This window comes from Vibrio sp. 10N.286.46.A8, assembly GCF_041470165.1.
Taxonomy (GTDB): Bacteria; Pseudomonadota; Gammaproteobacteria; order Enterobacterales; family Vibrionaceae; genus Vibrio; species Vibrio tasmaniensis_A.
Map to the genome: position 1 here is coordinate 1 of NZ_JBFRLX010000117.1, position 13740 is coordinate 13740.

The 13740-nt window shown below is 45.3% G+C and carries 12 protein-coding genes; 10 read left to right on the forward strand and 2 right to left on the reverse strand.

Annotated features, from left to right (window positions below; translation table 11 throughout):
- The first annotated feature begins 8 nt into the window (after positions 1–8).
- The 10 genes from AB4232_RS12465 to gntR all read left to right on the forward strand — a co-directional run bounded on the left by AB4232_RS12465 (position 9) and on the right by gntR (position 11111).
- Positions 9–1118 (forward strand): putative 2-aminoethylphosphonate ABC transporter ATP-binding protein, encoded by a 1110-nt coding sequence (locus tag AB4232_RS12465; RefSeq protein WP_102307070.1) that lies wholly within the window; start codon positions 9–11, stop codon positions 1116–1118.
- 20 nt (positions 1119–1138) lie between these two features.
- Positions 1139–2848: a putative 2-aminoethylphosphonate ABC transporter permease subunit gene (locus AB4232_RS12470; RefSeq protein WP_372087231.1), complete on the forward strand. Its 1710-nt coding sequence runs from the start codon at positions 1139–1141 to the stop codon at positions 2846–2848.
- A gap of 68 nt (positions 2849–2916) precedes the next feature.
- A complete protein-coding gene (gene phnR, locus AB4232_RS12475) occupies positions 2917–3621 on the forward strand; it encodes a phosphonate utilization transcriptional regulator PhnR (RefSeq protein WP_016789432.1) in 705 nt (234 codons plus the stop codon).
- A gap of 163 nt (positions 3622–3784) precedes the next feature.
- Positions 3785–4687: a multidrug transporter gene (locus tag AB4232_RS12480; protein WP_372087225.1), complete on the forward strand. Its 903-nt coding sequence runs from the start codon at positions 3785–3787 to the stop codon at positions 4685–4687.
- Positions 4688–4887: 200 nt separating this feature from the next.
- Entirely contained in the window at positions 4888–5904 is a 1017-nt protein-coding gene (locus tag AB4232_RS12485; RefSeq protein WP_009845626.1) for a TRAP transporter substrate-binding protein, read from the forward strand.
- A 65-nt stretch (positions 5905–5969) separates the two neighbouring features.
- Complete coding sequence (locus tag AB4232_RS12490; protein ID WP_372087226.1) at positions 5970–6527, forward strand: TRAP transporter small permease subunit; 558 nt, start codon at positions 5970–5972, stop codon at positions 6525–6527.
- Positions 6520–7842 carry a TRAP transporter large permease subunit gene (locus tag AB4232_RS12495; protein ID WP_372087227.1) on the forward strand — a complete coding sequence of 441 codons (1323 nt, stop codon included), beginning with the start codon at positions 6520–6522 and terminating at the stop codon, positions 7840–7842. Before AB4232_RS12490 ends, AB4232_RS12495 begins: the two co-directional genes overlap by 8 nt.
- A 118-nt stretch (positions 7843–7960) precedes the next feature.
- Positions 7961–8458, forward strand: coding sequence for a gluconokinase (locus tag AB4232_RS12500; RefSeq protein WP_372087228.1), 498 nt, complete (start codon positions 7961–7963; stop codon positions 8456–8458).
- 3 nt (positions 8459–8461) lie between these two features.
- Positions 8462–9970 carry an NADP-dependent phosphogluconate dehydrogenase gene (gene gndA / locus AB4232_RS12505; RefSeq protein ID WP_372087229.1) on the forward strand — a complete coding sequence of 503 codons (1509 nt, stop codon included), beginning with the start codon at positions 8462–8464 and terminating at the stop codon, positions 9968–9970.
- A gap of 139 nt (positions 9971–10109) precedes the next feature.
- Entirely contained in the window at positions 10110–11111 is a 1002-nt protein-coding gene (gene gntR / locus AB4232_RS12510; protein ID WP_372087230.1) for a gluconate operon transcriptional repressor GntR, read from the forward strand.
- Positions 11112–11225: 114 nt separating this feature from the next.
- Here gntR and AB4232_RS12515 read toward each other — a convergent pair whose 3' ends face one another.
- Both AB4232_RS12515 and AB4232_RS12520 read right to left on the reverse strand, forming a co-directional pair.
- Positions 11226–12008 carry a siderophore-interacting protein gene (locus AB4232_RS12515; protein WP_371710159.1) on the reverse strand — a complete coding sequence of 261 codons (783 nt, stop codon included), beginning with the start codon at positions 12006–12008 and terminating at the stop codon, positions 11226–11228.
- Between the two features lie 203 nt (positions 12009–12211).
- Complete coding sequence (locus AB4232_RS12520; RefSeq protein WP_122046249.1) at positions 12212–13690, reverse strand: peptide MFS transporter; 1479 nt, start codon at positions 13688–13690, stop codon at positions 12212–12214.
- Positions 13691–13740 lie beyond the last annotated feature (50 nt).

Genomic DNA, 13740 nt, shown 5'->3' on the forward strand with positions numbered 1-13740 from the left:
GCTGTAGTATGAGCAACCAAACTTATTTGAATATTGAAAACGTTGTAAAACAATTTGGCCAATTTACAGCGTTAAAAGACATATCCCTATCGATCGAAAAAGGTGAGTTCGTCTGTTTCCTTGGCCCGTCTGGCTGCGGTAAAACGACACTACTACGTGCGATTGCAGGACTGGATTTACCGACCTCAGGATCTATTGAGCAGAACGGTAATGATACGACCTTCTTGCCACCAGAAAAGCGCGACTTTGGCATCGTATTCCAATCTTATGCTCTATTTCCAAACTTGACTGTGGAAGAGAACATCGCAATTGGATTGAAGAACCAAGGGATGTCGACCAAAGAAGCTCTGGAAGCGGTAGAATCTTGGTTAGAAACCATTGGTTTACCAACATCTGGCCAGAAATACCCGAATCAACTGTCTGGTGGACAACAGCAACGCGTGGCTCTCGCTCGTGCATTGGCCTTGTCTCCAGGTTTGCTACTCCTCGATGAACCGCTGTCTGCGTTGGATGCGAAGGTAAGAACACATCTGCGTGACGAGATCTGCCAACTGCAACGCAAGTTGGGTATCACCACTATCATGGTGACGCACGACCAAGATGAAGCCTTAACGATGGCAGACCGAATTGTGGTGATGAACCATGGTGTTATTGAGCAAGTGGGTGCTCCGCAAGAAATCTATCAAAATCCAGTCAGCCGCTTTGTCGCTGAATTCGTTGGTAGCATGAACTTCATTCAAGCATCTGTTGCTGCGAAAGGCAAAATGCGCATTGCAGAGTCGATGTTAGCGTTGCCAGTTTTAGATAATTTGACACCAAAGCATGGCGATCGTTTTGATATCGCGGTGCGTCCAGAACAAATTCAGTTTGTTGATCGCTTTAACGAGTCTTTACCCGTCAGAATCATATCTAGCGAGTTCCTTGGGGCGTTCTATCGAGTTGAGTGCGAGCTGCAACATGACTCAACGGCTAAAGAGATCATCGTTGATGTGTCAGTCAAAGAGTTTAATCGATTGAAACTGCGTCGCAGCGATATTCGTTACGTAGCGTTTGATGAAGAAGGTCTTAGAGCTTACCCATCTGAAAGCCTGCAAGTGATGAAAGACGAGGCGGCGTAACAATCATGGAATCGACTCAAATGATGCAATCTAAGCTGCTAATTCAACGACGAGTAACGCCTTTTCTTGCTCGGTTAAGTAAAGACAACGTAATCCTATTCGGGCTTCTGGCTTTTTTGTCAGTGGTCATGACGCTATTCATTCTGATGCCACTGTGGGCAATGTTGAAAAAAAGTGTTCAGAACGCAGATGGTGAATTTGTAGGATTACAGAATTTCGCAACGTATTTTGCTTCGCAGAGCCTCTGGCAGTCGGTAGGTAACACGTTTACACTTGGGCTGTTAGTAACGGTTGTCGTGGGTGTATTAGCGTTTGGTTATGCCTATGCGTTGACTCGTTCATGTATGCCTTTCAAGGGGCTTTTTCAGGTGTTGGGTTCAGCGCCGATTCTAGCTCCGTCGTTGCTTCCTGCGATCAGTTTGATCTTCTTATTTGGTAACCAAGGTATCGCCAAAGAAGTGTTAGGGGGGAATTCGGTATACGGTTTGATTGGTATCTCACTGGGCCTGATATTCTGGACGTTTCCACACGCCTTAATGATTTTAACTACTTCATTGAGAACCTCTGACGCTCGTCTTTATGAGGCGGCACGTGCACTCAATACTTCATCTTTAAAAACCTTTTTCATGGTGACGCTACCTGCGGCAAAGTATGGTTTGATCAGCACGCTGATCGTTGTATTTACGCTGGTGGTTTGTGACTTTGGTGTGCCAAAGGTGATTGGTGGCAGTTATAACGTTCTATCGACTGACATCTTTAAACAAGTGGTAGGGCAACAGAATTTCTCTATGGGTGCAGTGACCAGTATTTTGTTGCTGTTGCCTGCGTTGCTTGCGTTTACAGTGGATCGCTGGGTTCAAAAGAAACAGAAGAGCTTGTTTGATACTCGATCCGTCGCGTACCAACCTGAACCAAACACTCTACGTGATGGCGTGTGTTTGCTCTATTGCACCATCATCTCTGCTGCTGTTGTTATCGTGCTAGGCATGGCGATATACGGTTCTATGGTCACGTTCTGGCCTTGGAACAAAGCACTCACCTTGAATAACTATAATTTCTCAGAAATGAGTACCTACGGTTGGACGCCGTTCTTCAACTCTCTAACGCTCGGTGCTTGGACTGCTATTATCGGTACAGTGTTGATTTTCTTGGGTGCATATTGCATTGAGAAAGGCAGAGCATTTGGTCCAGTTCGTCAAGCGATGCAAATGCTCAGCGTTGTGCCGATGGCGGTTCCGGGTATGGTGTTGGGTTTGGGGTACATCTTCTACTTTAATGACTTGAGCAACCCACTTAACTTTTTGTATGGCACGATGGCGTTCTTGGTGATCAACACCGTGGTTCACTACTACACGGTAGGGCACATGACGGCATTAACCGCATTAAAACAGCTGCCTGAAGAGATAGAAGCAACGGCGGCTTCAGTTAACCTACCGCAATACAAGCTGTTCTTTAAGGTAACGGTGCCGGTTTGTTTGCCTGCGATTTTAGATATTGCGACATACTTGTTTATTAATGCACTTACCACGACATCTGCGGTAGTATTCTTGTATTCTACCGATACGATACCTGCGTCAGTTTCAGTACTGAATATGGACGATGCGGGACAAACTGGTGCAGCAGCAGCCATGGCCGTCATGATCATGATATCGGCGGCAAGTGCGAAGTTGATTCATATGCTAATCAACAAGTTATTTGAGAAGCGCACCCAAGCTTGGCGCAAACGCTAGCGAACCATTTTATATTGCAGTTGGCCAAGGAATGGCTGACGACAAGAACAAGAATAAAAGGAAATGAAGTGCAGTACGTAAAAATCAAAGACGTCATCGTAGAGCAGATAGAGTCGGGCATGTTAACGCCACGACAGAAGCTGCCTGCGGAGCGCAAACTGGCTGAATCGTTTGATACAACACGAGTAACGTTGCGTGAAGCGCTGTCTTCACTTGAAGCTGAAGGGCGTATTTATCGAGAAGACCGCCGTGGTTGGTTTATCTCTCCAGCGCCACTGCGCTACGACCCAACTCAAACGCTGAACTTCACTAATATGGCTTTGTCGCAGAATCGTAAGCCGAAAACAGAATTAGTGGCAGCGAAAGGCATGTTAGCAACCAAGGAAGCAACTAAGCTTCTTGAGCTACAACCTTTTTCGGATGTTTATCGAGTAGACAGAGTTCGTTACCTTGAAGACAGACCGGTTGTGTATGTGACCAACTATATTCGACCTGAACTGTTCCCTAACTTGCTTGACTACGACTTGTCTAAGTCGTTGACGGACATATACCGAGAGCACTTTGGCGTGGTGTATCAGAAGATTCGTTATCGCGTGAGCACAACGTCATTACTGGGTGAAACTGCGCAAGCACTGCGTGCGACTTCGGGTTCTCCTGCAATGGTGGTTGAGCGTGTTAACTACAATCAGAACGGTGATTTGATTGACTGCGATATTGAGTATTGGCGTCATGATGCGATCAGCATTGAGTCGATAGCCCAGCTAGAGCGTTAGTCTGTCAATTTGAACGTTAGTTACAGCTAGAACACGCATCGTACTGGCACCTGCAATTCTGTAGGGCTGTCGAAATGAAACGATCCAAGGTCTCTTATTCGGAGGCCTTTTTTATCAGCTGTTTTCAGCGACTGTTCTTATCAGTTATCAATTTAGGAATGAAATGGAATTCTCTGCCATCATCATCGTGATCATTTCGGCTTTGCTTCACGCGGGTTGGAACGTTCTAGGTAAATCTAATCAAGGATCGGGTTCGTCATTCTTCTTAGCCTCTGGCTTTGCCGCCGCAGCGATATTGACGCCATATTTGATTTGGTATGTTCACAGTGTAGGGCTATCAAATATCTCACTTCCATTCTGGCAACTGGTTTTCTTGAGTGGGATCTGTCAAATCATCTATTTGATTGGGTTAGGCGCGGCCTATAAACAGGCTGATATCGGTGTGATTTACCCTATGGCACGAGCACTACCTGTGTTGATGGTAGGTTTAGGCACGGTGTTGATCGGCTATGAACTGTCGTCGAATCAATGGACTGGGTTCACTTTAATAACCTTAGGCTGTTTGTTTGTACCACTAAAGCAGTTTTCAGATCTTAGGTTAAAAGCGTATCTCAACCTCGGCGTGCTGTGGGCGTTAATCGCCGCTATTGGTACCACGGGCTATTCCATCATTGATAAAGAAGCGTTACTACTATTAGAACCGTTAAGCACATCTATTATCACAAACAAGCACACCGCGATTTTCTACCTAGGCATTCAGTTTTGGGCGATTGTGATTCCGCTGAGTGTTTGGCTATTCGTAACCAACCAAAGAATCGAGTTTACGAATGCTTGGATACTGCGAAAGAAAGCCACAGTGGCCGGCATCATGATGGCTTCGACCTATGGCCTCGTGTTATTTGCGATGACCATGACAGAGAACGTCAGCTTGGTTGTCGCTCTTAGGCAAGTAAGTATCATCTTCGGCGTAGTGATGGGGATCTACTTTTTAAAGGAAAAGTGGCACGTTACACGTGGTGTAGGCGTCGTTTTTATCATTGCTGGCTTAGTTATCTCACTGACTTAAAAAGAAATTAAACTTTACCTCCAACCTATAATGTGACTTTTTAGTCACATTTTTCTTATTGATAGCAAACGTTTTACTAATGTTAAAGATGTGATCCTTCTCATAGACAACGCTGTAAAGTTACCGGTAACATTCATCTCAACGTTACCGGTAACATACAATAACAAGCCGGACTCTGTGAAACTCATAAGGATACCCAAATGAAAGCTCTGACTAAAACGCTGATTGCTGCCTCCCTCACTGGTCTATTTGCTACTTCAGCAATGGCTGCAGACTTTAAACTTAAGATTCAATCTTCAGACCCTTCTGGCGACTTGAACTTCAAAGTTCAGCAGAAGTGGGCTGAGCGCGTAGAGACGATGTCTAACGGACGTATTGATATCGATCTTCTGCCTGTAGGCGCTGTGGTTAAGCACACAGAAACGCTAGGCGCGATCAAAATGGGCATCCTAGATGGTCACATCACAGCAACAGGTTACTTCTCTGGTAAAGATCCAGCATTTGGTCTTATCGGTAACATGGTTGGCGCATGGTCAGACACAACACAACTGCTTCAGTACATGAACTACGGTGGTGGTAATGAGCTAATGACCGAACTGTACAAGCCTTACGGCGTTCAGTTTGTTGGTGCTTCTACGACGGGTGTTGAATCTTTCATTTCTAAAAAGCCAATCGATGGTGTTGCGGATCTTAAAGGCCTGAAATTACGTGCGCCTGAGGGCCTAGTTCAACAAGTATTTGCAGCGGCGGGTGCGACTCCAGTAAACCTGCCGGGTTCTGAAGTATTTACTGGCCTAAGCAAAGGCGTAATTGATGCTGCGGACTACACGGTATTTTCTACCAACCAAAAAGCGGGCATGAACGATATTGCAACACATCCAGTTCAACCTGGCTTCCACTCATTGCCGCTTATCGATATCTCTATTTCTCAGAAGAAGTGGGACAAGATGCCAGCTGATCTACAAACAATGCTGCAAACATCAGTGCGTGACTTCTCTTACGACATGACGACTCAGCTGAAAATGGCTGACCAAGCGGCACTTAAAGAAGCTCAAGCGAACCCAGAAATCACTATCCACGATTGGTCTCAAGAAGAGCGTAAGAAGTTCCGTGAAATCGCGAAAGGCCAATGGAAAGTATTTGCAGAGCGTTCTGATAACGCAGGAAAAGTTTACACCTCAGTGACTGTGTTCCTAGAAGAAAACGGCTTACTGTAATTTAAACTTAGTTTACTGACGGGGGAGGGCATTGCTCTCCCGTATTCTCCCAGGAAATTTGGCCCATGACAGACAAAACTCCCCATGCCCCAGCTGAAAACGACGAGCAACCAAGAAATGCGCTTGATCGTTTTGTTATAAAGTTCAGTAATCTCGTGAGCTGGTTTTTTATCTTTACTGTATTGATTTCATTTTATGAAGTTGTGATGCGTTACGCATTCGATGCCCCGACCACATGGGTACATGAAACAGCTTCTTTCATCGGTGGTTCTTTATTCATTATTGGTGGCATCTACGCGTTTGCTGCGAATAAGCATGTACGTGTGGTTCTTATCTACGATTCAGTGTCTAACCAAGCACGCAAATATCTTAATCTTGTTCACCACATTGTGGGTTTGACCTTTGCTGGCATGCTCGCTTATGCGGCTTACTTCACCGCAGAGGAAGCATGGTTTGCACCATGGGGTGAATTCCGCCTTGAAACATCAGGTTCAGTGTTAAACGCGCCTTATCCTGCGCTGCTGAAAGGCCTGATTTTTGTCGTTTTGTGTGTTCTTGTTGTCCAGTTTGTATTGCACCTAATCCAAGAGTTGATGGGTCTAAGGAAGAATAACGATGTTTGATTTATCTTCTATTGGTATCGCATGGGGCAGCTTGCTCATGCTGGTTATGATGATTGGCTTGCTACTGACCGGTATGCAGCTAGCGTTCGTAACAGGCTTTGTCGCGATTTTCTTCACTCTATGCTGGTTTGGCCCTGATGCCTTACCTTTGATCGCAAGCCGTACCTACAGTTTTGCTTCTGGTTATGTGTTCTTAGCAGTACCGATGTTCGTTTTGATGGCGGCTTTATTAGACCGTTCGGGCATTGCTCGCGATTTGTTTGATGCAATGAAATCTGTCGGCCGTAAAGTTCGTGGTGGTGTGGCAGTACAAACCTTATTAGTCGCGGTTCTATTGGCTTCGATGTCAGGCGTTATCGGTGGTGAAACGGTACTACTGGGTATTCTCGCACTGCCACAAATGCTTCGTTTAGGTTACGACCGTAAGCTTGCTATCGGTACAACCTGTGCGGGTGGCGCACTTGGTACCATGCTTCCACCAAGTATCGTACTGATCATCTACGGTATGACAGCCAGCGTATCGATTGGCGACCTGTTTAAAGCGTCATTCTTACCAGCGTTTATTCTTGCTGGCTGTTACATCGGCTACGTGCTGATTCGCTGTAAGCTAAACCCTTCTCTTGCGCCTATTCCAAGTGATGATGAGTCAGAAGAAGATATCGCCAATCAGCCAAGCTACTTCAAAGCTCTGTTCTTCCCATTGCTTTCTGTCGCAACGGTTTTGGGCAGTATCTACACAGGAATCGCATCAGTCACAGAAGCTTCTGCTTTGGGTGTGGTTGGTATCATGATCAGTGCGCTAATCCGTGGTGAACTGAACTTCAGTATGTTGAAAGAGAGTGCCATCGCAACCATGCGTACCTGCGGCATGATCATGTGGATTGGTATCGGTGCAAGCGCATTAGTTGGTATCTACAACCTGATGGGCGGCATTGATTTTGTTGAAGAAACCATCCTTGCGCTCAGTGGCGGTAATGCGACAGTAACGCTACTAATTATGATGGCTATCTTGCTGGTTCTAGGCATGTTCCTTGACTGGGTAGGCGTAGCACTTCTAACAATGCCAATCTTCGTTCCAATCATCACTGGTCTTGGTTTTGACCCAGTATGGTTCGGCGTTGTGTTTTGCCTAAACATGCAGGTGTCGTTCTTGTCACCGCCGTTTGGTCCTGCGGCATTCTACTTGAAATCAGTAGCACCAAAAGACATCAGCTTAGGTGAGATTTTCTCTTCATTACTGCCGTTTATTGCACTTCAAGTATTGGTTCTGGCATTGGTTATTATCTTCCCTCAGCTCGCGCTTTGGTGGCAATAACAGCGAGGGTTCCTGAGCGAGTTTAATGTTCAGGAACCTATCAACAGCAACACAAGTTTAACTATTAGATTCGATTGTCAGCCCCTGTTTTGGTTGGGGCTTAGGGAAGGCTTGCCTTATGAAAAGCAAAAAAATACTCGTGATGGGCGTATCTGGATGCGGAAAAAGCCTGATTGGTAGCCGTATTGCGCAGGCTTTAGAACTTCAGTTCTTTGATGGCGATGACTTCCATCCGCAAAGCAACGTTGAAAAAATGCGTCAAGGTATCCCGCTGACTGACGAAGATCGTCAAGGATGGCTAGAAACATTGAATAAGCAATATATCGAACAACCAAGTGCTGTGATTGCATGCTCTGCATTGAAACCTCAATACCGCGAGATTCTGCGAGAGAACAATGAAGACTTAGTGATTGTTTACCTTCAGGGCAGTTTCGATACGATTTGGAATCGCCATAAAGCTCGTGAAAACCATTACTTTAATGGTCAAGAAATGTTGAAAAGCCAATTCGCAACCTTGGTTGAACCTGAGCGAGGTGAAGCGTTATTTGTCGATATCTCACAAGATGTTGAACAAGTTCTCGAAAGTGCACTTACACAAATTAAGCAGATAGGCTAAACCATGACTCAGATTAAAAATGACATCGCGATGATTGGTTTAGGAGTGATGGGCAAAAGCTTAGCGCTCAACCTACTGGATAACGGCTTTAACGTTGCTGGCTTTGATTTGAATACAGACAACATTGATCGCGCCAGTTCAGAAGCAAAGCTGCTTAATGAATCGTTTACTGGTAAAGGTCAGTTCACACAAGGGACTAGCCTTGAACATGTGCTGCAAGGGCTCGCGAAGCCGCGTGTCATCGCTTTGTCGGTTCCTGCTGGAAAACCTGTCGATATCGTCGTGAATAGCTTGCTTGATGCAGGTTTAGAAAACGACGACATTGTTATCGATACAGGCAACAGCCTTTGGACTGATACTGAAGCTCGTGAAGTGGGCTACAAAGGCAAACTGCGCTTCTTTAGCACCGCCGTTTCTGGTGGTGAAGAAGGCGCTCGTGTTGGCCCGGCGCTTATGGCGAGTGGTGACCAATCGGCTTGGCAATATGTGAAACCGATGTGGGAAGCGATTGCTGCAAAAGTGGATGCTAATGGGCTACCGGTTGCTCAGTTTGAAGCGGGTGAAGCATGCGCTGCCTATGTTGGTCCTTCTGGTACAGGGCACTATGTGAAAATGGTACACAACGGTATTGAATATGCCGACATGCAGCTCATCTGCGAAGTGTATCAGTTCATGCGTGATGTACTTGAAATGCCAGCTCAAGAGATTGGCCAAGTTTTCGAACAGTGGAACAACGGTGTACTTAATAGCTACTTAATGGAAATCAGTGCCGACATTCTTCAACAAGAAGATTTGGCTACGGGTAAACCATTTGTTGATGTTGTGCTTGATAAGGCTGGCCAAAAAGGCACAGGCTTATGGACAGCAGTTAACAGCCTTCAGGAAGGCTGCCCAACTCCAACCATTGCACAGGCGGTTTATGCACGTGCGATGAGCGGTCAAAAATCACAACGTATTCAAGGGAGCAAACTGCTAAAAGGCAATGTTGCCGATGCGAGTCAGTTGGATAAAACAGAGGTTACTTCTGAACTTCACGATGCCCTATATTGCGCCAAGTTGTCTGTTTATGCACAAGGCTTTGATTTATTAAAGACAGCGTCAGACAAAGAGGGTTGGAATCTCGATTTCACTCAAATAGCTAAGATCTGGCGAGCAGGTTGTATTATTCGTGCAGCATTCTTACAAGGTATCACATCGGCTTATCAACAAAATGGTGAGCTGGCGAATCTGTTGTTTGACGAGGTTTTCATCAAACAAGTGGAAGAGCGTGAGCTTGCTTGGCGTATCGCCGTTGCTAACTCCGCTTTGTATGGTGTGCCGATGCCGGGGATCAGTTCTGCATTAAGCTACTTTGATTCTCTGCGCTGTGAAGTGTTACCAGCGAATCTATTGCAAGCGCAACGTGACTATTTTGGTTCTCATACCTATTCGCGAGTCGATAGAGAGGAAGCCGAAAAATTCCATGTCACTTGGAGTCAGTCTCCGAGAACTGAAGTAAAAGTAAACGCTTAAACAATCAATAACGCCCTCAACAAGAGGGCGTTTGTAATTTTGACGCTGTATCAACATTTTACTAAATTAGGCTTCAAATTCCACGTCAGTCGGATACACTGTTACCAGTAACATAACTCAAAAATAATAATTACTAATTATGTCGAATAAGAAAAAACGTCCCACATTACAAGATGTTGCCAACCTAGTTGGTGTCACCAAAATGACCGTCAGTCGCTGCCTGAGAGACTCTTCTCAAGTATCAGAAGCACTGCGAGATAAGATCAGCGATGCAGTAGACGAGCTAGGTTATATCCCTAACCGCGCACCAGACATTCTTTCCAACGCAAAAAGCAATGCGATTGGTGTTTTGGTCCCCTCGTTAACTAACCAAGTTTTTGCTGAAGTTATTCGTGGTATTGAGCAAGTCACCGCGCCTGCGGGTTACCAAACCATGATTGCCCACTATGGCTATAGCGCAGAACTGGAAGAGCGAAGCATCGCTTCACTGCTTTCTTACAACGTTGACGCGATTATCCTGTCAGAAAATGTGCACACAGATAGAGCGCGTAAAATGCTGCAGACTGTTTCTATCCCTGTGATTGAAATTATGGATTCGGTGTCTCCCCGTATTGAACAAGCAGTGGGCTTTGATAACTTTGAAGCGGCTAGAGCGATGACTAAAACCATGCTCGATCGAGGGCGTACCAATATCGCTTATTTGGCTGCTCGAATGGATGAACGTACTCGCTTGAAAATGGCGGGATATGAGCATGCGATGCAAGAAGCCGATAAAACGCCAGTAACGCTGCAAACGGAAGACGCGTCCTCGTTTACTTTAGGCGCAAAACTGATTGGTGAGTTACTTGATAAGCACCCTGAAGTGAATGGTATTTTCTGTACCAACGATGATTTAGCTATTGGTGCTTTTTACGAATGCGTACGACGTGGTATTCAAGTTCCCGAGAAGATGGCGATTGCGGGTTTCCACGGACACGACATCACAGTGGCGATGACGCCGCGTTTAGCGACTGTAGTAACACCAAGGGAGCAGATCGGTAAAGTCGCTGCACAGCAAGTTGTAGCGCGTCTACAAGGCAACAAAGAATGGGTGGCGAAGCTGGATCTCGGTTACGAGATTGAAGTGGGTGAGAGTATCTAATTTTACATGTCAGCTTTGATCTTCATCGGGCTCAAACTAAAACGCCCTTAACGAGACGAACTTCGCTAAGGGCGTTTTTTATTTATCTGGCAAAAGATGTATGTAGTAACAGACTTAACCCGCTAAAGCTTGAGCATCTTGTTGCTTCAACACTTTGTGGCCATCTTCAGTGACGCCACGCTTCCAATAACTGCTAATGTAGATGTTCTCTTTCGCGACTTCTTTTTCGTTTCGGAAGTATTGTCTCAGCTCGCGCATGCTTTCAAATTCACACGCTGTCCAAATCGAAACCTGACCGTCTAACCATTCTAAATTGCGAACCGTTTGTGAAAGTGTTTCTTCAGTTTCATCTTCAATTAACCAAGTGACTTTTATACCTTGAGGTGCTTCAAGCGTTTGTTTATCTGCTGCTGAATTGATCTGGATGACGGCGTGCCCTACGGCGTGCTCTGGAAGCGATTTTACTTTTGCAGAAAGCGCAGGTAGGGATGTCATATCTGCAACTAAGAAGAACCAGTCTGACTCTAGGTTAAGTCCTTGAATTAAACCTGGGCCAGCCACTGAAACTGTGTCACCCACTTTCGCGTTCATTGCCCACCTTGCTGCAAAACCACACTGTAAATCTGTGGTGATGTGGCGAACGAAATCAACCTCAATCCAGTTTTCTACAGGGTTGTACTGACGAATGGTGTAAGTGCGCATGGTTGGGCGCTCACCATCATTCAGTTGGCTTAAATCGGTTGTGCCCAATGGCGAGAATAAAAGCTTGATGTAGCCGCCGGCACATTCGGTTGGATACTTACTTAATCCTTCACCGCTAAGCGTTATACGCTGCATGTTCGGTGTAATGGTTGAGGTTTGAGTAACAGTTAATGTGATAGGGCTAGGCTTGCTCATATAAGGCTCTCTTAGATTTTGATTCCGACATCATAATCCTGAACTAAAAAACACTCAATACTAATAGTTATCATTTACTTTGATTTACACAGAGCAACGTAATTTGAATCACCTATCTATTTACCCTGGCATCCATACCGACAAAAAAGCCCTTTAGAAAACTAAAGGGCTTGAAGCGTTAGCGCTATTTAACGTGAGCAGAATTAGCTGTTTGCTTGCTCTAGTTCAATCGTCTCATCTGCGGCTTTCGCTGCGTCTAGCATCTTACGAATAATGAACGATGCTGCCATTGCGATACCCACCATTACAACCGCTAGAACAGTCAGCATTTGGAAGTAATCACCGTAAACCGTTTGAACGATCTCTTGTGTGATCTCTTGGCCTTTCTCAAGTGCAATAGACGTTGAGAATACGGCACCAACAATACCTGACATTGCGATTGCTACAGAGAATAAGCTTACTGAGAAGTTCTCGATGTGCTTAGGTGCAACAGACAGAATGAAGGCTACAACCATAGAACCAACAATAACTTCACCAAATGCTAGGAAGAAGTGGATTGCTAAGAACACTTCAGGGCGAATCAGAATATCTTCACCTACGGTCGTTACTGCCATCGTTAAGATACCGAAAGCGATCGCCGTCAGAATGAAAGAGAAACCTACTTTGGTTGCGGTAGAGAAGTGAATGTTTTTCTTTTCTAGCTTAGAGAAGATACCCGTAATAATAGGGCCTGCAACCATACACCAAAGTGGGTTCATTGCCATTGAAGCTTCTGGGGCTACAGGGATGAAGCCCAGTAGATCGCCACGCATTGTGTTGATCGCTACCATTGTCATTGACGTCATCATTTGGCCGTAGTACACGAAGAAGCATGTCGTCAGGAATGTGATGATTAAGATAGTACCCATTTTCAGCATGTCTGATTTCTTCGATTTCATCATCAAAGAGACAAAGTAGATGATCGCTGCACCACCAATTGCGTACACGATGTTCTGGCCGATATCCATGTTAGAAAACATGAAGAATACCAAACCAATCATTGCAGCAGAAAGGCCAAGGAACGCAGCCCAGTTTTTCGTGCTAACTGGTTTTTGGTCGATTTCAGCACTTGCTTCAACAAGGCCCTTGCGAACAAAGAGCATCATCAGAAGTGCAGCACCGGCTAGAACACCTGAAAGAAGAAAGCCACCGTGGAAACCGACAACTAGCACTAGCATTGGGAACAGGTATTGACCTAATAGAGCACCAATATTGTTTACTGAGTAGTTAATTGGGTAGCAATTTTCGAAATCTTCTTGAGTTTTGAACGTGCGTTTGTAAAGACTTGGGTAAGAAGGGGACATCAAACCACGCGCATAACTCGCTAAAGCAATACCACATAAAGCCATTGGAACATTAGTTGCTGCGGCACCGAGTACCAGTAGACCGTAACCACTTGCGAATCCGAGAAAGGCAATGGTCAATGATCGGTATGCGCCTAAAAATTTGTCGGCGATGAAACCGCCTGCGATAGCAAATAGCGGTCCGATTGCAGAGAAAGCACCAACAACCATCATGGTGTCGGCTTCGTTGTAGTTCAGATCTTCAAGGAAGAAACGAGTCAAGATCACCATGACGCCATAGAACGAAAGTCCGAACATCATCTGGCAGAACATCATTGATTTGTTTAATCTATTCCACATTATTTTATTCTCACATTTGTGTTGATATGTAGTGTAATTACCCAATTATA